21 protein-coding genes and 1 tRNA gene are annotated in these 18890 nt (G+C 58.1%); 6 read left to right on the top strand and 16 right to left on the bottom strand.

Annotated features, from left to right (window positions below; genetic code table 11):
• Positions 1 to 3: 3 nt before the first annotated feature.
• Both ACA055_RS06925 and ACA055_RS06920 read left to right on the top strand, forming a co-directional pair.
• Positions 4 to 921: a DMT family transporter gene (locus tag ACA055_RS06925; RefSeq protein WP_497682950.1), complete on the top strand. Its 918-nt coding sequence runs from the start codon at positions 4 to 6 to the stop codon at positions 919 to 921.
• 132 nt (positions 922 to 1053) lie between these two features.
• Positions 1054 to 1989: a LysR family transcriptional regulator gene (locus ACA055_RS06920; RefSeq protein WP_497682949.1), complete on the top strand. Its 936-nt coding sequence runs from the start codon at positions 1054 to 1056 to the stop codon at positions 1987 to 1989.
• Between the two features lie 3 nt (positions 1990 to 1992).
• Here ACA055_RS06920 and ACA055_RS06915 read toward each other — a convergent pair whose 3' ends face one another.
• The 8 genes from ACA055_RS06915 to dapA all read right to left on the bottom strand — a co-directional run bounded on the left by ACA055_RS06915 (position 1993) and on the right by dapA (position 7676).
• Positions 1993 to 2358, bottom strand: coding sequence for a 5-carboxymethyl-2-hydroxymuconate Delta-isomerase (locus ACA055_RS06915; RefSeq protein WP_497682948.1), 366 nt, complete (start codon positions 2356 to 2358; stop codon positions 1993 to 1995).
• 57 nt (positions 2359 to 2415) lie between these two features.
• Positions 2416 to 3342, bottom strand: coding sequence for a LysR family transcriptional regulator (locus tag ACA055_RS06910; protein WP_497682947.1), 927 nt, complete (start codon positions 3340 to 3342; stop codon positions 2416 to 2418).
• 114 nt (positions 3343 to 3456) lie between these two features.
• On the bottom strand, positions 3457 to 3648 hold the full coding sequence (locus tag ACA055_RS06905) for a YegP family protein (protein WP_497682946.1): 192 nt from the start codon (positions 3646 to 3648) through the stop codon (positions 3457 to 3459).
• A 338-nt stretch (positions 3649 to 3986) separates the two neighbouring features.
• Positions 3987 to 4076: transfer RNA gene (locus tag ACA055_RS06900), tRNA-Ser, on the bottom strand.
• A gap of 83 nt (positions 4077 to 4159) precedes the next feature.
• Entirely contained in the window at positions 4160 to 4873 is a 714-nt protein-coding gene (gene purC / locus ACA055_RS06895) for a phosphoribosylaminoimidazolesuccinocarboxamide synthase (RefSeq protein WP_497682945.1), read from the bottom strand.
• A gap of 28 nt (positions 4874 to 4901) precedes the next feature.
• A complete protein-coding gene (locus tag ACA055_RS06890) occupies positions 4902 to 5660 on the bottom strand; it encodes an MBL fold metallo-hydrolase (protein ID WP_497682944.1) in 759 nt (252 codons plus the stop codon).
• Positions 5661 to 5664: 4 nt separating this feature from the next.
• On the bottom strand, positions 5665 to 6780 hold the full coding sequence (bamC, locus tag ACA055_RS06885) for an NlpB/DapX family lipoprotein (protein WP_497682943.1): 1116 nt from the start codon (positions 6778 to 6780) through the stop codon (positions 5665 to 5667).
• Positions 6781 to 6797: 17 nt separating this feature from the next.
• Entirely contained in the window at positions 6798 to 7676 is an 879-nt protein-coding gene (gene dapA / locus ACA055_RS06880) for a 4-hydroxy-tetrahydrodipicolinate synthase (protein ID WP_497682942.1), read from the bottom strand.
• Positions 7677 to 8005: 329 nt separating this feature from the next.
• Here dapA and ACA055_RS06875 point away from each other — a divergent pair, with 329 nt between their 5' ends.
• A complete protein-coding gene (locus ACA055_RS06875; RefSeq protein ID WP_150579860.1) occupies positions 8006 to 8566 on the top strand; it encodes a glycine cleavage system transcriptional repressor in 561 nt (186 codons plus the stop codon).
• A gap of 10 nt (positions 8567 to 8576) precedes the next feature.
• A complete protein-coding gene (locus ACA055_RS06870; protein WP_497682941.1) occupies positions 8577 to 9050 on the top strand; it encodes a peroxiredoxin in 474 nt (157 codons plus the stop codon).
• 141 nt (positions 9051 to 9191) lie between these two features.
• Here ACA055_RS06870 and ACA055_RS06865 read toward each other — a convergent pair whose 3' ends face one another.
• A complete protein-coding gene (locus ACA055_RS06865) occupies positions 9192 to 10262 on the bottom strand; it encodes an AI-2E family transporter (RefSeq protein WP_497682940.1) in 1071 nt (356 codons plus the stop codon).
• A gap of 31 nt (positions 10263 to 10293) precedes the next feature.
• Positions 10294 to 10533, bottom strand: coding sequence for a sulfurtransferase TusA family protein (locus tag ACA055_RS06860; RefSeq protein ID WP_028621876.1), 240 nt, complete (start codon positions 10531 to 10533; stop codon positions 10294 to 10296).
• 98 nt (positions 10534 to 10631) lie between these two features.
• Here ACA055_RS06860 and ACA055_RS06855 point away from each other — a divergent pair, with 98 nt between their 5' ends.
• Positions 10632 to 12065, top strand: coding sequence for a M48 family metalloprotease (locus ACA055_RS06855; RefSeq protein WP_497682939.1), 1434 nt, complete (start codon positions 10632 to 10634; stop codon positions 12063 to 12065).
• Positions 12066 to 12157: 92 nt separating this feature from the next.
• Here ACA055_RS06855 and ACA055_RS06850 read toward each other — a convergent pair whose 3' ends face one another.
• The 4 genes from ACA055_RS06850 to rpoE all read right to left on the bottom strand — a co-directional run bounded on the left by ACA055_RS06850 (position 12158) and on the right by rpoE (position 15963).
• Positions 12158 to 13585 (bottom strand): DegQ family serine endoprotease, encoded by a 1428-nt coding sequence (locus tag ACA055_RS06850; RefSeq protein ID WP_497682938.1) that lies wholly within the window; start codon positions 13583 to 13585, stop codon positions 12158 to 12160.
• Positions 13586 to 13792: 207 nt separating this feature from the next.
• Complete coding sequence (locus ACA055_RS06845; protein ID WP_497682937.1) at positions 13793 to 14755, bottom strand: MucB/RseB C-terminal domain-containing protein; 963 nt, start codon at positions 14753 to 14755, stop codon at positions 13793 to 13795.
• An 8-nt stretch (positions 14756 to 14763) separates the two neighbouring features.
• Entirely contained in the window at positions 14764 to 15351 is a 588-nt protein-coding gene (locus ACA055_RS06840) for a sigma-E factor negative regulatory protein (protein ID WP_497682936.1), read from the bottom strand.
• Positions 15352 to 15381: 30 nt separating this feature from the next.
• Positions 15382 to 15963: an RNA polymerase sigma factor RpoE/AlgU gene (rpoE, locus tag ACA055_RS06835; RefSeq protein ID WP_007944079.1), complete on the bottom strand. Its 582-nt coding sequence runs from the start codon at positions 15961 to 15963 to the stop codon at positions 15382 to 15384.
• 566 nt (positions 15964 to 16529) lie between these two features.
• Between rpoE and nadB the strand changes: the two genes are divergently transcribed.
• Complete coding sequence (nadB, locus tag ACA055_RS06830; protein WP_497682935.1) at positions 16530 to 18146, top strand: L-aspartate oxidase; 1617 nt, start codon at positions 16530 to 16532, stop codon at positions 18144 to 18146.
• Here nadB and ACA055_RS06825 read toward each other — a convergent pair.
• Positions 18115 to 18567 carry a protein YgfX gene (locus tag ACA055_RS06825; RefSeq protein WP_497682934.1) on the bottom strand — a complete coding sequence of 151 codons (453 nt, stop codon included), beginning with the start codon at positions 18565 to 18567 and terminating at the stop codon, positions 18115 to 18117. The two genes, nadB and ACA055_RS06825, sit on opposite strands and share 32 nt — an antisense overlap.
• On the bottom strand, positions 18551 to 18805 hold the full coding sequence (locus ACA055_RS06820) for an FAD assembly factor SdhE (protein WP_007944081.1): 255 nt from the start codon (positions 18803 to 18805) through the stop codon (positions 18551 to 18553). Before ACA055_RS06820 ends, ACA055_RS06825 begins: the two co-directional genes overlap by 17 nt.
• Positions 18806 to 18890 lie beyond the last annotated feature (85 nt).

The raw sequence follows: 18890 nt of genomic DNA, 5'->3' as shown, positions 1-18890 counted from the left end.
ATCATGAAACACACCGGTTTCACTGCCGCCCATGTCGGCATGCTGCTTTGGGCACTGTTGATTGCCGCCTCGTTTTCCGCGGCGGCACAGGTCAGTCAGGCCATCGACCCGATCCTGCTGACCGGTTTGCGCCTGCTGTTTTGCGCCCTGGTTTTCTTACCTCTGCTGCTGCTCAAGGGCGATACCGCCATGACCGCTCGCGGGTTGCTCGGCCATGCCGTACTCGGCTTGTTGCTGGCGGTGTATTTCGGCTCGTTGTTCGAGGCACTGCGCTACACCTCGGCCGTCAACACCGGGACGATGTTCACGTTGGTGCCCTTGCTCACACTGCTTTTCGAAGCCGTGTTGATGCCCGACAGCAGCCTGAAACAACGGGTGTTGCCGATGTTGATTGCCGCTGCCGGCGCCGTGTTGCTGGTCCTGAAAGGCGCAGGCCTCGGTGAACTGCCATCGCTGTATGCCGTCTCGGTGTATGGGCTCGGTTGCCTGGCGATGGCGCTCTATTCGCCTCTGAGTCAACGACTCAAGGCCCACAGCTTCAAGGGTCGCGGCCCGGTGGGCATGACTTTCTGGAACATGCTGTTCGGAGCGCTGTTTTTATTGGCGTTCTCTGGGTTCAGTGGCGGCTGGCGATCGGCGTCATTGCTGACTCTGAATGACTTTTGGTGGCTGATCTACTTGGCGCTTTTCGCCACGCTGGCCACCTTCTGGCTATTGCACCGGGCCATCGGCGTCATCGCCCCGTCCTCAGTCATTTCCTACATTTACCTGAGCACGCTGTTCATCACGTTGTTTCACTGGATGTGGTTACGCCAGCCGCCGCAGCTCCTGGAAATCATCGGCGCACTGCTGGTGGGCGTCGGTATGTTGGCGTTGCTGATGTCCAGCCGCCGCGCGCTACCTGCAGCGGTTCAGAGCTGAAGGACTTCGGCATTGCCTCACAACTTTCTACGAAAATTCCTACGAGGCATTCTCCTGGCACCATCGTTCCGTTAGGATCGATCGCACAAGTTTGCGCACAGTCAGCGCAAGGAGCACAGCGAGACGGAATGGATGCTGAACAGTAACTTGCTTAGAAAGCTCGATATGCAGGACCTCATGGTGTTTATCGCCGTGTATGAGCAAAGCAGTGTCACCGGTGTATCCGAGGCGCTCTGCGTCAGCCAGTCCACCGTGAGTTACTGCCTGAAAAAGCTGCGCAACAGTTTCGAAGACGAGCTGTTCATCAATACTCGCGCGGGTATGCGCCCCACCTACAAAGCCAGCACCATGTACACCCATGTGCTGAAGATCCTCGAACACATCAACCTGTGTCACGCCGGCGCCCAGGCCTTCGACCCGACCTTGCAAGCGGTTACGTTCAATATCTGCGCGCCCGAATATTTCGAGCAACTGATCTTGCCGCGCCTGTTGAAGCGTTTCGATTTCGCCGACCTGCCAGTGATGGTCAATATGCACAAGTTCGAAACCGACATCCCGGCCGAAGAACTGCGCGACGGCAGCCTCGACCTGGTGATCTGCTTCGGCCCGAACTTTCACCGCCACCACGGCGACTTCAAATCCCGGATGCTGCTGGAGGATGACCTGGTCTGTGTCTTCGATAAACGCGCCACCCCACTGGAGCCGCGCTTAAGCCTGCAAGCCTTCGTCGAACGTCGGCATGTGTTTCCGACACCCTGGACATCCAACACCAACATGGTCGACGGTTGGCTCGCACAACAGGCGCAAAAACGGCAGATCGTCGCCCGCTCCAACAGCTACAGCGCCGCACTGAAGATGATCACCGGCACCGATTTTATCGTGACGTTGCCCCGGCGCATCCAGCAACTGCTGGCCAATGAGGCGATCTTCAATCACTGCGAAGCACCAAACGGCTTGCCCGGTTTCACCCTCGATATGCAGTGGAGTCAACGTGTCGACCAGGACAGCGCCAATACCTGGTTGCGCGAGCAAGTGATCAAGGCCTGCACGGAACAGGAAATGGCCTGAGACTCAGTGGCTGATAGCAATCTTGGTGTAAGACTCTCGATCGATGTCTAGGATTTCCACGGCCAGTTGGACTTCAACGTCAGCCGGCCATTCACACAGCTCTTTCACGACCGCCAGAAGGTTCTCGGACAATTGCTTCTTGATTTCTGGCGAGCGGCCGCTCAACAACGCCAGTTTCACATGCACAAACCCCCGCTCACCCAACGCAGTACCAACCTTGAAGGTTTCGACCTTCACCGCACGGCTCTTGATGTCAGATTCGGCAGCAAACTGACCGGAAGCCACCAGCGTATTGTTGAGCCGGATCAACGCCACGTCGGCATTCAGACCGGGCAGATTGGCGGTGTATTCCATGTGCAGGTGGGGCATGAGGTTTCTCCTGAAGGTGGATGGAGGGGTTGTACATATAACACAGGGTGGTCTTGCTCACGGGGACAGCGGCAGTGAATTGCGCTCACTCATGAACGTCTCAAGTCGCGAGCGTAACCAGCGTTCAGCGGGGTCGCTGTCGACATGGCTGAGCCAGACCATGGACAGATCCAGGGTCGGTGTCTTGAACGGGAACGGTTCCTTGAACAATAGACCGGACGCTGCCATAGCCTCCGCAGCGTAGTCCGGCAGGCTGGCGATCAGATCCGTTCCGGCGAGCAAGGCTGGCAATGAACTGTACTGCGGCACCGAAAGAACTACCTGACGCGTACGACCGATTTCTGCCAGCCACTCATCGGCAAAGCCACTGATGTTAGCGCTATGGGACACCAGCACATGTGGTCGCGAACAATATTCATCGAGAGTCAGCGGTGTGTCAGAGGCATCTGCACGCAACACGCTGGGCTGGATGTGCCGCAACAACTTGCGCTTGGCATTGGCCGGCAATCCGCGCGTTTGACTGATACCGACCGTAATATCGCCAGATGCCAGCAAGTCGGGAATCCGCCAGTAATCGACATGCTGCACCACGAACACCACATTCGGTGCTTCCTGGCGCAAGGCTCGCAGCAATGGCGGCAGCAGGCCAAACTCGACATCGTCCGACAGCCCGATACGAAACGTCATGGTGCTGTTGGCGGGGTCGAAATCATGGGTCAGGCTCAACGCCACCGACAACGAATCCAGCGCTGGCGACAGATGCCGAATAATTTCCTCGGCCCGCGCCGTCGGTTCCATGCGATGGCCGACACGAATGAACAGCGGATCGTTGAACATCGCACGCAAACGGTTGAGCGCCGAACTGATGGTTGGCTGTCCGAGAAACAACTTCTTCGCCACCCGAGTGACATTGCGCTCGAGCATCAGCGTTTCAAACACCACCATCAAGTTAATATCGGCCTTGCGTAGTTCGTTGCGATTCATCCACTGCCCCCACTTCCCAAATCTGCCGACAGTGTAGGTAGGTGTCGCAATCGGCGTCTATGCGACCAGGTTAAAACGAAGCTGCTCCGACCGAGCAGCTTCACAGCCTGGAGCCTAGATTTCCTTGATTGGGGTCTGATCGCGAGTCCCCTTGATCAAACTGATCGCATGCACGCAATCAGCCTTGTTCACGTACGCCTCCCCACTGGCAATCGTTTCATTGTTCCCCGCCCTCAACCGCCACCGCCATTGGCCTTTGCCAGTCTGCGGAGTGCCACGGGTTTGTCTGTAAATCTCAAAATACATTGATCGCTCCTTGCGATTGATGGTTACGGCAGATTGGTGATCTGCGAAAGCCAGAGTAGATGAGGATTTTTTGCGGCGAAGTCTTTCAATGTCAGGGGATATTTCGGGGACAAACCCTTGATTCGCGGCGCGGCCAATGGATATGGGAGTGGGTAAATAGAGAGACTCTGTTGAGTAACTTTTCGCGTGAAGAGGCATATTTTTCTTACGCTTCGATATTGCTTCATCCGACGTCAAAAACTCAGAGCACAGGTAGGATGGATTTCAATCTCCCAGCGTAAATGCTGCGAAAACAAAAAAGCCCCGTAGCTTATTCAGCTACGGGGCTTTCATTTGTATGGCGGAGAGATAGGGATTCGAACCCTAGGTACCGGTGAAGGTACAACGGATTTCGAATCCGTCCCATTCGGCCACTCTGGCATCTCTCCAACGGCGCGCATCATAACAACACTTTTGCGGGAAGCGAACCCCCTAAGCGAAATTTTTCCGTGCTATCAGATGCTTGCGTCGGTTAAAGCGGTACGCCCAGACGATTGGCAACTTCTTCATAGGCTTCGATGACGTCACCGAGGCCTTGGCGGAAGCGGTCTTTGTCCATTTTCTTACCGGTCGCCTTGTCCCACAGACGGCAGCCGTCCGGGCTGAATTCGTCGCCCAGGACGATGGTGCCGTCGGAGAAAACGCCGAACTCAAGCTTGAAGTCGACCAGCAGCAGGCCGGCGTCGTCGAACAGTTTGCTCAGGACTTCGTTGACCTTGAGCGACAGTTCTTTCATGCGAACCAGCTGCTCGGCGGTGCCCCAACCGAATGCCACGACGTGGGATTCGTTGATGAACGGGTCGCCCTTGGCGTCGTCCTTCAGGAACAGTTCGAAAGTGTAAGGGTTGAGCTTCATGCCCTCTTCGACACCCAGGCGCTTGACCAGGCTGCCGGCAGCGTAGTTACGCACGACGCACTCGACCGGGATCATGTCGAGTTTTTTCACCAGGCATTCGTTGTCGCCCAGCAGTTTGTCGAATTGGGTCGGCACGCCGGCTTCTTCGAGTTTCTGCATGATGAAGGCGTTGAACTTGTTGTTCACCATGCCTTTGCGGTCGAGCTGCTCGATGCGCTTGCCGTCGAACGCCGAGGTGTCGTTGCGAAACAGCAGGATCAAGCGGTCAGCGTCGTCGGTCTTGAAAACCGATTTGGCTTTGCCGCGGTAGAGTTCTTCACGTTTTTCCATGATGGGCTCCGCTTGCTAAGTAGGTGGGCTAGGCGATGTGTCGCCAGTCGAGCCCTGAATCTTGATCGGCCAGTTGCAGCCAGTCCGGGTCGCACCCGAGGGTGTCGACAAAACATTGCCGGGCCAGCTGCGGCAGGTTGTTCTTGCTGCTCAGATGGGCCAGGACCAGGTGTTGCAGGCCTTGCCAGCCCAACTCGGCCACCAGGAATGCCGCCTGATGGTTGTTCAAATGTCCCAATTCACCGCCTACCCGCTGCTTGAGAAAGTACGGATAGTGACCGCGAGCCAGCATGTCACGGCAATGGTTGGACTCGATCATCAACGCATCGAGGTCCCGATAGCCGTCCAGCACCTTGTTGCAATACGACCCCAGGTCAGTCAACAGGCCGAAACGCCGCTCACCGTCACTGAAGACGTATTGCGTCGGTTCCTGTGCATCGTGGGCCACGGCAATGACGCCGATGCTCAAGTCGCCGATCTGCAGTTGCTCGCCGCCAGCCAGAAGGCCCGCGGGTTCAATGGGTTTGCGCATCCCGCGCAAGGTACCGCGACTGAGGTAGACAGGCAGATTGTAGCGCCGAGACAGCAAACCCACGCCATGCACGTGGTCGGCATGTTCGTGGGTCACGAGTATCGCGCTCAACTGCGCAGGGTTCACACCCAGACGCAGCAAGCGTTTTTCGGTTTCCCGCAGGGAGAAACCACAATCCACCAGCACATACGTGTCAGCGCTGGCTATCAGCGTGCCGTTCCCTTGGCTACCGCTGCCGAGAACGGCAAAACGCATGTGATCAGCCCAGGTTGTCCTGAATCACGCTCAACACTTTGCGCGCCACATCTGCTGGCGCCACGGTATTGATGTTTTTCTCGACGGTGACCTGGACGCTGTCGCCCACCTTGCTCAGGCGAACCTGATAACGCTCGGCACGAGCTTCAACTGCTTCCTTGTCCGGCGCACTGCCAAACAGGCTGCTGAAGAAACCTGGCTTCTCGTCTTTCTTCTCGGCTTTTTCAGCGAGGTTGATGTAGTACAGGCCCAGGCTGCGGTTGATGTCTTCAACGCGCCATTCACCCTGCTCCAGCGCACGACCGACGCTCGACCAGGCACGATCCAGGTCCGCACCGACGTTCAGTACCGGGTTGCCGCTGCCGTCTTCGCTCAGGCTGACACGACTTGGGGCATCGGAATCACGCGAAGCCAACATGGAGACCGAACCGCCCTTCTCCGAGATACGGCTCATGCTCGCAAGCATGTCGTCGACCAGTGCCGCGTCCAGGCCAGTGTTGACCGAACGGTTGGTGAAGGCGACGTCGGCGGTGCTGCCGGCAGGACGCTCGGCGGTGACCACATAGACTTCACTGGTGTTGCGCTGCACGCCTGGCTCGATGCGGACCCGCACGCGGGTTTCACTGTCGGTGCTGACACCTGCCGCGCTCAGGCGCTTGGCCATCGCTGCGGACAGTTCGTCGGAATGCTGCCAGGTGGTGGTGAATTCACCGGTTTGCGGGCGTTGTTCGTCCAGACGGAAACCGTTGTCCTGGAAGAACTGCACAGCCACTGGCCAGACTTCGGCCGGCGGGTTCTGCGCCACGATCCAGCGCGTATCACCGCTCTTCTGCAGCGAATAGGCGCTGACGTCGGCACCTGCGGTCAGCGGTTGCGGACGAGGCACGATGTACTCGCCCTTGACGGTGTCATCGGCCACGTTACGTGGGATCGGCAACAGCGGGTCCAGACGTTTGGCGGTGCTTACATCTGTTGGCAGTTGCATCGGTGCAGTCTGTTGCGCTTCCAGGTAATCGCTACCACGGTCACGGAAGTAACCTTCCGGGCCCCAGATCCATCCGCAGCCACTGGTGCTGGAGATAATCAAGGCAAGTGCGGAAAGTCCGGCCATTCGCTTCATGCGTAGTACTTCCTCAATTAAACCAGGACGCCGGACTGGCGCAGGGCCTGCCGCAGCGGTTCGTGACAGGCAGCACTGAGCCAGGTGAGCGGCAGACGGATACCGTCCGGCATCAAGCCCATTTCATGCAGTGCCCATTTCACGGGGATAGGGTTGGATTCGATAAACAGGGTTTTATTGAGCGGCATCAGCTTTTCATGAATCGCGCGGGCCGTGACGGCGTCGCCTTTCAGAGCAGCGTTGCACAGGTCGGCCATATCGCGCGGGGCAACGTTGGCGGTCACCGAGATGTTGCCTTTGCCGCCGAGCAGCATCAGCTCGACCGCAGTGGCGTCGTCACCGGAGATCACCAGGAAGTCTTTGCTGACGCCATCGATGATGGCTTTGGCACGGCTCAGGTCGCCGGTGGCTTCCTTGATGCCGATGATGTTTTTCACGGTCGACAGGCGGATCACGGTTTCGGCCAGCATGTCGCATGCGGTGCGGCCGGGCACGTTATAAAGGATCTGCGGGATGTCGACGGCTTCGGCGATGGCCTTGAAGTGCTGGTACAGGCCTTCCTGGGTCGGCTTGTTGTAGTACGGCGTCACCAGCAGGCAGGCATCGGCGCCGGCGATCTTCGCATTGGTGGTCAGCTCGATGGCTTCGCGCGTCGAGTTGGCGCCGGTACCGGCGATCACCGGGATCCGCCCTGCAACCTGCTTGACCACGTAACGAATCACTTCGATGTGCTCGTTCACGTCAAGGGTGGCCGATTCACCTGTGGTGCCGACCGCCACGATGGCGTGGGTGCCGTTTTGCAGGTGAAAGTCCACCAGTTTGCTCAGGCTGTCCCAGTCGAGACGACCTTGTGCATCCATGGGTGTGACCAGTGCCACCATACTGCCCGCAATCATGCAACCGCTCCTGCCGGAAAAAGAGAGCGGTAATGGTACTGGCGCCAAGATGCTTGTACAAGCGAAGTACTGCGCTGCTGCCATTCCCCTTGGCGCTGCTTTTCGCTACCCTTCAGACTTTGATCGGTACTGATAAGCTCGTACGCCGGGTTCCAGCCTCCATTTTCGGCATCACAAGCCCCGATCCAGCGTTGCCACCCCTCGCTCTTGCCACTCTGGAGCACGTTGCAACCTTGCGGCTCGGGTTTTCTGAATTCGCATCCGCAGGCTCGCTCCCGGCAAAAAAAGCCCGTAGAAGTATCGACCGCTCATCGCTTTAGGAATGCTGCATGTCCACCCCCACAGTTCGCGAACAATTCCTTGTCATCAGTGCCCTCGGCGCCAACCCCATGGAGCTGACTAACGTCCTGTGCCGCGCCAGCCATGAAAACCGCTGCGCCGTGGTCACCTCTCGCCTGACCCGTCATGGCGAGTGCAGTGCGCTGGTCCTCGAGATCTCCGGTAGCTGGGACGCCCTGGCGCGCCTGGAAGGCAGTCTGCCGACCCTCGCCAAGAAGCACGCCTTCACGGTCAACGTGGTGCGCAGCGCAGCCTTGGAGAACCGTCCCCAGGCCCTGCCTTACGTCGCCTATGTCAGTTCGGCTTACCGCTCGGACATCATCAACGAGCTTTGCCAGTTCTTCATGGACCACAACGTCGAGCTGGAAAACCTGACCTGCGACACCTATCAGGCGCCACAAACTGGCGGCACCATGCTCAATGCCACGTTTACCGTGACCTTGCCGGCCGGCGTGCAGATCAGTTGGCTGCGCGATCAATTCCTCGATTTCGCTGACGCGCTGAACCTGGATGCCCTGATCGAACCGTGGCGCCCACAAAACCCAATGTAAGGAAGCTTTCATGGCCGTTGCCATCGACCAACCGGTTGCCGACTTCGAAGCACCCGCCACCAGTGGGCAGACCGTCAGCCTCGCGAGCCTCAAAGGCAAGCAGGTGGTGATCTACTTTTATCCGAAGGACAGCACACCGGGCTGCACCACGCAGGGCCAGGGTTTTCGCGATCAGCTTGAAGCTTTTAAAGCCGCTGACACTGAGGTCTTCGGCGTGTCCCGAGACAGCTTGAAATCCCACGAAAACTTCAAGGCCAAGCAGGCGTTCACCTTCGAGCTGATCAGCGACAAGGAAGAAGCACTGTGCCAGCTGTTCGACGTGATCAAGCTGAAAAAGCTCTACGGCAAGGAATACATGGGCGTTGATCGCAGCACGTTCCTGATCGACAAGAACGGTGTGTTGCGTCAGGAATGGCGCGGCGTGAAGGTGCCGGGGCATGTTGATGCTGTTTTAGCTGCGGCTCAGGCGTTGAACAAGGCCTGATTCTTGAGGCGTCTGTTCTGACGCCTTCGCGGGCAAGCCCGCTCCCACAGTTGACCGAATTGTCCCGACGGACGCGGTCTAACGTGGGAGCGGGCTTGCTCGCGAAGAGGCTCTCTGCTCGCTAAGTAATCTGGCCTGACATTAAAGCAGCGGCGCTACCACCGGCTCCTTGCGCGGCCACGCATCCAGCACGGCTTTGAACAACGTCGCCAGCGGAATCGCAAAGAACACGCCCCAGAACCCCCACAACCCGCCAAACAACAGCACCGCGCAGATGATCGCCACCGGGTGCAGGTTGACTGCTTCCGAGAACAACAACGGCACCAGCACATTGCCGTCCAGCGTCTGGATGATCCCGTAGACCGCCATCAAATAGATGAACTGATCGCTCCAGCCCCACTGGAACAACGCAATCAGCAGCACCGGCACGGTCACCACCACGGCTCCGACGTATGGCACTACCACCGAAATCCCCACCAGCAAGGCCAACAGCGCCGAGTAGTTGAGCCCCAGCGCGACGAAAGCGATGTAGGTGACGCCACCGCAAATGAAGATCTCGATGACCTTACCGCGAATGTAATTGGCAATCTGCCGGTTCATTTCCTGAGCGACACGAGTAAGCAGTCCACGTTCGCGCGGCAGGTAACCACTCACCCACTGGCCGATCATTTCCCGATCCTTGAGAAAGAAGAACACCAGAATCGGCACCAAAACCAGGTAGATCATGATGTTCACCAGCAACGGCAAACTCGACAGCGAGAACGTCAACGCCCACTGCCCGAACTTGCCGATCTCGCCCCGCGCCACTTCGATGGCCCGCAGCACCTGCTCGTCGGACACCAGATGCGGGTAGCGCTCGGGCAGCAACAGCAGCAGCGACTGCCATTTGGCGAGCATGCCCGGCAACTCGTTGAACAACGTGATCAGCTGATGCCAGAGCAACGGGACCACGACGACGATGAACACCAGCAAAAGCCCCATGAACAAGGCGAAGACCAGCCCCACTGCCGCCCCGCCTGGCATGCGCAAGCGTTCGAGGGTGACCACCAGCCCCTGCATCAGATACGCCAACACCATCCCGGCGAGTACCGGCGCCAGCATGCCGCCCAGCGTAAGCACGGCGGTAAACGCCAGAAACAGCAAGACCGCCAGCACCACGGCTTCTTCATCGGAGAAGTAGCGCTGAATCCAGTCGCGTAACACTTTGAACATCAATAATCCTTAAAAACGAACGCAGCAGGTTTCAGGCTTTTTTCAACCAGTAGCGGTAAACGCCCGCTTCATCTTCTTCGCGAAGCAGCGTATGACCGGCCAATCGGGCAAAGGTGCGGAAGTCGCGCTGTGAGCCCGCATCGGTGGCGATCACCTTGAGCACCGCGCCGCTGGCCATTCGGTTGAGTTCCAGCTTGGCCTTGAGCAATGGCAACGGGCAATTCAGGCCGCTGGCGTCAAGTTCGGCGTCATGGGCTACAGCGTCGGTCATTACGTCACTCCGGGTCAGGTGGTTGAGCGGCTTAGAATATCTGGTCCCAAGCGTAGTGTCCGGCTACAGTAAGGTCTTTGTCGACTAAGGCTTTGTGCATGACTTTTTTGCGCCCTACCCTGCTGACGCTCGCTTGCCTGCTCGCCTCACCGGGCTTCGCCGACGACCTGCCGTCACTCGGCGACGCCAGTTCTGCCATCGTCTCGCCGCAACAGGAACATCAATTGGGCCGAGCGTGGCTGGCGCTGTTGCGCAGCCAGGTTTCTCAGCTCAACGATCCGCAGCTCAAGGACTACGTCGAATCCAGCGTCTACCGACTGGTAGAGACCAGCCAGGTCAATGACCGACGCCTGGAGTTCATCCTGATCAACAGTCCGCAGCTCAACGCCTTCGCCGCACCCGGCGGGATTGTCGGGGTCAACGGCGGTTTGTTCCTCAATGCCCAGACCGAGGGTGAATATGCTTCGGTGCTGGCTCACGAATTGGCTCACTTGTCGCAGCGCCACTTCGCCCGTGGCGTTGAAGCCCAACAGCGTATGCAAGTGCCAATGATGGCTGCACTGCTGGCCGGGATCGTTATTGCCGCGGCGGGCGCCGGCGATGCCGGGATCGCGGCTATTGCCGGTACGCAGGCGGCGGCCATTCAGGAACAACGGCGGTTCTCTCGCCAGAACGAACAGGAAGCCGACCGCATCGGCATCCTCAATCTGGAAAAAGCCGGTTACGACCCGCGCTCGATGCCGACCATGTTCGAGCGGTTGTCGCGTCAATATCGCTTCGACGCCAAGCCACCGGAATTTCTGCTGACTCACCCGGTTACCGAATCGCGGATCGCTGACACCCGCAACCGTGCCGAGCAAGCCAAACAGGGCGGCATCGAAGACACCATGCGGTACCAGCTGATTCGTGCGCGGGTCCAACTGATCTACGAAGAAACTCCAGGGTTGGGCGCCAAACGCTTTCGCGCCCAGCTTGATGAAAATCCGAAAAACGATGTCGCCCGCTATGGCCTGGCCATCGCTCAAATCAAGGGTGGTCAGCTGAACGAGGCACGGGAAAACCTCAAGTTGCTGCTGGCCAAGTCGCCGAATGAGATCATCTACAACCTGGCGCAGATCGATCTGGACATCACCAACAACCGTCTGCCGGACGCGCAGACTCGGGTCGACCGGATGCTGACGCAGTATCCGGGCAACTACCCCCTCAATCAGGTGCGTGTCGATCTGCTGCTCAAGCAGAACCGTGCACCTGAAGCGGAAAAGGCGCTGGAGAATTTACTCAAAAGCCGTCCGGATGATCCTGACGTCTGGTACATGGTGGCCGAAACCCGTGGCCTGTCAGGCAATATCATTGGTCTGCACCAGGCTCGCGCGGAATATTTCGCGCTGGTTGGAGACTACCGCCAGGCCATCCAGCAACTGGACTTTGCCAAGCGCAAGGCCGGTACCAATTTCCCGCTGTCTTCGCGGATCGACGCGCGGCAACGTGAGTTGATGGAACAGGAACGCATGATCAAGGACATGATGGGCTGACGCCTATCAGACAAAAAAGCTCGGAAACAAAAAATCCGGGCACAAAAAAACCGCCTCTTTCGAGGCGGTTTTTTATTCAGCCAACAACCGGATTATTCAGCCAGTTTGAAGGTGATGAAGCTGGCGCGATTTTGACGTAGAACCCGCATCGACACCGAGCGGTTCTTCGGCAGTGCCTTGGCGATATCCGTGAACTCCTTGGCGGAACCGATCGCCTGATTGTTCAAGTGAGTGATCACATCACCTGGCTGCAAACCGATCAGGGAAGCAGGGCCGTCCTGGACCTCCTTGATAACCACGCCGCCTTTGAGGTCGTAGGTTTTCTTCTGCTCGTCGGTCAGCTCGGCCACCGAAACGCCCAGGCGGTTGCTGCTGCGCTCGACACTGGACTTCGGCAAGGCATCCAGCTCTTTGCCTTCTTCCGGGATAGCGCCAACCGTCAGCTCGACATTCTTGCGCTTGCCTTCACGGATCACTTCCAGATCAGCTTTCGAGCCGGCCTTCAGTGCGCCGACCAGATGTGGCAGATCGGCGGACATGACAATCGGTTGACCGTTCATGGTCAGGATCACGTCGCCCACTTGCAGGCCACCCTTGGCAGCTGGGCCGTCATCCTGGATCTGGGCCACCAGCGCACCGGCCGGCTTCTCAAGACCGAACGACTCGGCCAGATCCTTGTTCACTTCCTGGATGACTACACCCAGCCAGCCACGACTGACTTTGCCGCCGCTTTTCAACTGATTGGAAACGTCCATCGCTACATCGATCGGGATTGCGAACGACACACCCATGAAGCCCCCGGAACGGGTGTAGATCTGCGAGTTGATCCCGACCACTTCCCCAGCCAGGTTGAACAGCGGACCGCCGGAGTTACCCGGGTTGATCGGCACGTCGGTCTGGATGAACGGCACATAGTTTTCGTTCGGCAGGCTGCGACCGATAGCGCTGACGATGCCTTGGGTCACAGTATGGTCGAAACCGAACGGCGAGCCGATGGCCACGACCCATTGGCCGGCCTTAAGGTCCTGGGACTTGCCGAGCTTGAGCACCGGCAGATCCTTGCCTTCGATTTTCAGCAGCGCAACATCGGAACGTGGATCGGTGCCGACCAGCTTGGCCTTCAATTCGCTACGGTCGGCGAGACGCACGAGGATTTCGTCGGCATCTGCGATCACATGGTTGTTGGTCAGAATGTAGCCGTCAGGCGAGATAATGAAACCCGAACCCAAGGATTGGGCTTCACGCTGACGATCACCACGAGGCGTACGCGGCTGTGGCGGCATGCCGCGCTCAAAGAACTCGCGCAACATGGGCGGCAAGCCTTCAAGGTCTGGCATCTGCTGGTTCACTTTGCGATCCGGCAGCTTCTGCGTGGTGCTGATGTTCACCACCGCAGGCGAGGCCTGCTCGACCAGTTGCGTGAAATCAGGCAGTTCGACCGCTTGTGCAGGAACAGCCTGACCCAGCACCAGTACGGTGGCAAAAACGGAAAGATAAGACTTCAAACTGAGTATCGACATACAGCTCCCATTACGACGAGCAGGGTTAAGCGATATGGAGCAAGGAACACCGGGAACAATACGCCGGCATTTTTGTTCCGGGAACAACAAACAAGGCCAGAGCCGAGACGCTCTGACCTATAAAAAATTTTCGGGATATTTGCAAATGAAAATGCTCAGCAAACATTTCGACGTCTCGACGACGAGTTGGGAATGGCTGAAATCAGCTCATTGCTTGCTGGTTGCAGCGCCATCGTTGCGCATGGACAGTGCAATCCGTTCGGCGGTACCGATTGGAATCTCGCCGACCACCGTCACCATCATCTCGCCCTGGGGAGTAGTCAACCGACGGGAAACCGCCGCGGTTGGCCCCAACTGGGTACGGGTATCGGTTACTTTTGCGCCATTCAACGGCTCGAGGAATACCGAGAAACGGGCCAGCCCATCGTCATACATCAGACTATTGACCTGGGCTTTAGTCTCTGGATCCTTGCGTGAGGTACTGCTTGTCAGTTCAAAGCCTGCTGGCAACCAATCCGAATGCCAGGTTTGAGCCACCTTGGCTGCAGAAGCCTTGTCGCTATCGAGGGCGAGGGTCTTGCAATCATCACCTGGCTGCAAGTCTGCATCCGATGGCACACCGGTAGTATTCAGCTGCGTGAACTGGAATCGCTCCAGCAACTGCCCTTTCTCATTAAGCAGCAATGACTTGAGGGGCAAGCCGGTTTCTTTATCCAGATGCAATTCAAAACCGTAGCGATGCTGATCGCGGGGCGTCAGTGACACAATCACTGCCGAACGACCAGCCACACGTGACTTGCCGATAACGGCAAGGTCGTACCAATTCTTGAGTTTTTGCGGATCAAGTGCACGAGCAGCGGAATTGGGGGAGTCCCCAAGCCCTGCTATCAGGGTGCCGCTGACGCATTGAGTATGCCCATCAATGCGCACGACTTCCTGTGCCGAGCCGTCGAGCTGGAGTAAACGCTCGCGGACCTTGCCATCCTGGACACGGTGCCAGATGTTGTGGGTAGAAAAACTACCGTTACGCTCGTAGACAAAAGTACCGTGAAAGCTTTGCTGTTGCTCGGCCTGGCCAAGACGTGTCAACCAGTCCTGGGCTTCATCGGCATGGGCTGGAACAACGAACCAGCCACCGAGCAGAAGCGTGAGTAGAGGTATGGCGCGCATGATCCTCCTTAGCGGTTTTCCAGGCTTGCTGCACGAGCGTAAGGCAGAGCGCTCTCAGTACCTTTCAGTGCAGCCTGTTGAGCATGTTGGCGCAAGTAGCTTGGCAGACGCTGATCGTGCCAGCCCGGCTGACCTTGCAATACGCCGTTGGCCATAGGACCAGTGGCTTCCGAACTCTCATTGTAGCCTGCCAATACAGCTGGACCCTTGACCTGAGGAACGGCGAGAGTCGATTGACCGGCTTGCTGTGCCAGTTCGACACCAGCGATTTCGTCCTGATTGTACAGACGAACACCCGCCAGTACGGCAACGGTTACCGAAGCGGCAACTGCCAGACGACCCAGGCTGCGCCATGGACCACGGGAAGCTTTTGCCGGTACGGCTTCGTCAGCCAGCGCAGCAGAGACTGCCGCAGCGATGTCCAGACGTGGAAGCAGAAGATCCTTGTGCATCACTGCCCGAGCGATCTGATAACGAGCCCAGGTTTCACGGGTTTCAACATCGTCGAAGGCATTCAACACCCGACGCAATTCCAATTCGTCCGCTTCGTTATCCATCACTGCGGACAGCGATTCCTGCAGGGCTTCACGACTCATGGCGTTCCTCTCTTGGCTGTCGCCGCTGTCTCAGTTTTCCTGCAACAACGGCTGCAGGGCTTTATCGATGGCCTCCCGGGCGCGGAAGATCCGGGAGCGCACGGTACCCACCGGACATTGCATGACGGCCGCAATGTCCTCGTAACTCAGACCATCGAATTCACGTAAAGTTAAAGCCGTACGCAAATCTTCTGGCAGTTGCTGAATGGTTCGATGGACGGTGCCTTCGATCTCATCCCGCAGCAATGCACGTTCTGGCGACTCGAGATCCTTGAGGCCATGATCGCCATCGTAGAACTCTGCATCCTCGGAACTGACATCGCTATCCGGCGGCCGACGGCCGCGTGAAACCAGATAGTTTTTCGCCGTGTTAATGGCGATGCGGTAAAGCCACGTATAAAACGCGCTGTCTCCGCGAAAATTTCCAAGTGCACGGTACGCCTTGATAAAGGCTTCCTGCGCCACATCCTGGGCTTCATGGGTGTCGTGCACGAAACGCACGATCAACCCGAGAATTTTGTGCTGATATTTCAGCACTAGCAGATCAAAGGCTCGCTTATCGCCGCGTTGAACGCGTTCGACCAGCTGCTGATCCTCTTCCTGGGTTAGCATGAACACTCCTCGATAAGCTCGGAGGAGGCTTGCATAACTAAACGACCAGGCTTGCAAACATAGACTCGGGCTTTTCGCAAAAGTTCTCCCCCTCCAGGCAAGTTTCCTGCGGGCTCTGATTTGGCACGCACGAAAAGCGCAGCGCGGGTTGACCCGGCTGCGCGAATAATCTTGTCATCGGATTCGACAGCAAGGATCAAACCGCAATCCTGCACTGAAACCGACACTGTCCCTTGATTCAAGCAACGGTCTATTGATCTTGGGCCTTTGGCAAAAGTTCCAAATATTTATAGCTGCGCGAAACCGACATTGTGCAACTGTAGGCGCAAAAAGACTGTTAAATCCACGATACAGTCTCCTTGTCGCCGAACCGGTGGAAAAAACTTCCGACGAAGCGTCCGGTCTTTTCCGTCACAGTAGTTTCACAATGCCATATAGGCCCGGCTATTGTGCCGATCCACCCCTCTATATACTAGTGGGCTGTGTGGCTGCCTGACTCGCCGATCTCGCCGATCCAGGTGTCTTGCGCCAACCCCGTCCCGGGTCGCTTTGAGCGGAATCCTGAAATGAGCCAACAGTTTCAACACGATGTTCTGGTAATTGGCAGCGGTGCTGCCGGCTTGAGCCTTGCGCTGACCTTGCCCGGTCATTTGCGCATCGCCGTACTGAGCAAAGGCGACCTCGCCAACGGCTCGACTTTCTGGGCCCAGGGCGGCGTCGCGGCCGTCCTGGATGACACCGACACCGTTGAATCCCACGTCGATGACACCCTCAATGCCGGCGGCGGCCTGTGTCATGAAGACGCCGTGCGCTTTACCGTCGAACACAGTAAAGAGGCCATTCAATGGCTGATCGACCAAGGCGTGCCGTTTACCCGCGATGAACAGTCCGGAACCGAAGACGGTGGATTCGAGTTCCACTTGACCCGTGAAGGCGGCCACAGCCATCGGCGCATCATTCACGCCGCCGATGCCACAGGCGCTGCAATTTTCAGGACCTTGCTCGACAAGGCCAGACAAAGACCCAATATCGAACTGCTGGAACAGCGGGTTGCGATCGATCTGATCACCGAGAAACGCCTGGGCCTTGAAGGCGATCGCTGCCTCGGTGCTTATGTGCTCAATCGCAGCACCGGTGAAGTCGACACCTACGGCGCCCGCTTTGTGATCCTCGCGTCCGGTGGCGCCGCCAAGGTCTACCTCTATACCAGCAACCCCGACGGTGCTTGCGGCGATGGCATCGCGATGGCCTGGCGTTCGGGCTGCCGGGTGGCGAACCTGGAGTTCAACCAGTTCCACCCGACCTGCCTGTATCACCCGCAAGCCAAGAGTTTCCTGGTCACCGAAGCCCTGCGCGGCGAAGGCGCGCACCTGAAGCTGCCGAACGGCGAACGGTTCATGCAGCGCTTCGACCCGCGAGCCGAACTGGCGCCACGGGACATCGTCGCCCGGGCCATCGACCATGAAATGAAACGCCTGGGTGTCGACTGCGTCTACCTGGACATCAGCCACAAGCCGGAAGAGTTCATCAAGACTCACTTCCCGACGGTGTATGAACGCTGCCTTGAGTTTTCCATCGACATCACCAAGCAACCGATTCCGGTGGTTCCGGCGGCGCACTACACCTGCGGCGGCGTGATGGTCGATCAGCACGGCCGCACCGACGTACCGGGTCTTTACGCCATTGGCGAAACCAGCTTCACCGGCCTGCACGGCGCCAACCGCATGGCCAGTAACTCGTTGCTGGAGTGTTTCGTTTACGCGCGCTCGGCGGCAGCGGACATTCTGCAACAGCTGCCTCAGGTTTCGATCCCGATCGCCCTGCCCGTCTGGGATGCGAGCCAGGTCACCGACTCCGATGAAGACGTGATCATTGCGCACAACTGGGATGAACTGCGGCGATTCATGTGGGACTACGTCGGCATCGTGCGCACGAACAAGCGCCTGCAACGTGCACAGCATCGCGTGCGGCTGTTGCTGGACGAAATCGACGAGTTCTACAGCAACTACAAGGTCAGTCGGGATTTGATCGAATTGCGCAACCTGGCCCAGGTGGCCGAGCTGATGATCCAGTCAGCCATGGAGCGCAAGGAAAGTCGCGGCCTGCATTACACCCTCGACTACCCGAACATGCTGCCGGTCGCGCTGGACACTATTCTGGTGCCGCCCACCTACGCCGACTGAACGTGAGCCGAACTCGCAGGCGACGGTGCAGATCCGCCGCCTGCGAATCCCGGGGAACACAAATCGCCCGGACCCGTCGCTCGCCCAGCAACCGAAATCGCAGCACCACGACCAGCGGTAGCGCCAGGCTGTCTGGTCGCAGCTGCACCGGTTGCCAGCCCTGCGCCTGATTCCACAACTGCCAGCCATCGGCATCGCGTCGCAAGCCGCGGAATGCCTTCGGGTGCCTCAGCAGAATGTGTCGCGGCAGCGCCCAAACGCCGTGAGCCAGGCAGCAAGAAGCGCCCAGCAGACTGGCCCAGACCGGTATAGAAAGAAGAAACAAAGAACCCAGCGCGAACAGCTGGGCCAAAAGATACACCGCCAGCAACTGCCGTGAGGCATGCCAGCGGCATTCAAATGCATTACTTGGGCTGGACACGATCCAGGATCATGCGAACCATGCGCTGCAGTTCCGGATCTTCCGATTCGGCGCGTTCCATGAACCAGCCGAACATGTCCTGATCCTCGCACTCGAGCAGCTTGCGGTAGCAGTCGCGGTCGACATCATTGAGGTGCGGATAGACCTCTTTCACGAACGGCACCAGCAATACGTCAAGCTCAAGCATGCCGCGGCGGCTGTGCCAGTAGAGGCGATTCAGTTCAACATCTTCGACCATGGAGCGCTCCTCAAATAGGCGGCAAGTATACAGCCCCAGGCCTGGTCGAACACTCGGCTTTGGTCGGGCAATCCCGATCCTTTGT

The sequence above is a fragment of the Pseudomonas sp. LBUM1657 genome (assembly GCF_059716075.1).
The sequence above is the reverse complement of the archived record's forward strand: the minus strand, read 5'-3'. Positions and strand labels throughout refer to the sequence as shown.

Coding starts and splice junctions, on each gene's coding strand:
- ACA055_RS06915 (WP_497682948.1), bottom strand. CDS start 2,358: ATGCCCCACCTGCACATGGAATACACCGCCAATCTGCCCGGTCTGAAT.
- ACA055_RS06925 (WP_497682950.1), top strand. CDS start 4: ATGAAACACACCGGTTTCACTGCCGCCCATGTCGGCATGCTGCTTTGG.
- bamC (WP_497682943.1), bottom strand. CDS start 6,780: ATGAAGCGAATGGCCGGACTTTCCGCACTTGCCTTGATTATCTCCAGC.
- ACA055_RS06875 (WP_150579860.1), top strand. CDS start 8,006: ATGTCCACCCCCACAGTTCGCGAACAATTCCTTGTCATCAGTGCCCTC.
- ACA055_RS06905 (WP_497682946.1), bottom strand. CDS start 3,648: ATGTATTTTGAGATTTACAGACAAACCCGTGGCACTCCGCAGACTGGC.
- ACA055_RS06870 (WP_497682941.1), top strand. CDS start 8,577: ATGGCCGTTGCCATCGACCAACCGGTTGCCGACTTCGAAGCACCCGCC.
- ACA055_RS06890 (WP_497682944.1), bottom strand. CDS start 5,660: ATGCGTTTTGCCGTTCTCGGCAGCGGTAGCCAAGGGAACGGCACGCTG.
- nadB (WP_497682935.1), top strand. CDS start 16,530: ATGAGCCAACAGTTTCAACACGATGTTCTGGTAATTGGCAGCGGTGCT.
- ACA055_RS06910 (WP_497682947.1), bottom strand. CDS start 3,342: ATGAATCGCAACGAACTACGCAAGGCCGATATTAACTTGATGGTGGTG.
- ACA055_RS06855 (WP_497682939.1), top strand. CDS start 10,632: ATGACTTTTTTGCGCCCTACCCTGCTGACGCTCGCTTGCCTGCTCGCC.
- ACA055_RS06840 (WP_497682936.1), bottom strand. CDS start 15,351: ATGAGTCGTGAAGCCCTGCAGGAATCGCTGTCCGCAGTGATGGATAAC.
- ACA055_RS06845 (WP_497682937.1), bottom strand. CDS start 14,755: ATGCGCGCCATACCTCTACTCACGCTTCTGCTCGGTGGCTGGTTCGTT.
- purC (WP_497682945.1), bottom strand. CDS start 4,873: ATGGAAAAACGTGAAGAACTCTACCGCGGCAAAGCCAAATCGGTTTTC.
- dapA (WP_497682942.1), bottom strand. CDS start 7,676: ATGATTGCGGGCAGTATGGTGGCACTGGTCACACCCATGGATGCACAA.
- ACA055_RS06860 (WP_028621876.1), bottom strand. CDS start 10,533: ATGACCGACGCTGTAGCCCATGACGCCGAACTTGACGCCAGCGGCCTG.
- ACA055_RS06920 (WP_497682949.1), top strand. CDS start 1,054: ATGCTGAACAGTAACTTGCTTAGAAAGCTCGATATGCAGGACCTCATG.
- ACA055_RS06865 (WP_497682940.1), bottom strand. CDS start 10,262: ATGTTCAAAGTGTTACGCGACTGGATTCAGCGCTACTTCTCCGATGAA.
- rpoE (WP_007944079.1), bottom strand. CDS start 15,963: ATGCTAACCCAGGAAGAGGATCAGCAGCTGGTCGAACGCGTTCAACGC.
- ACA055_RS06820 (WP_007944081.1), bottom strand. CDS start 18,805: ATGGTCGAAGATGTTGAACTGAATCGCCTCTACTGGCACAGCCGCCGC.
- ACA055_RS06850 (WP_497682938.1), bottom strand. CDS start 13,585: ATGTCGATACTCAGTTTGAAGTCTTATCTTTCCGTTTTTGCCACCGTA.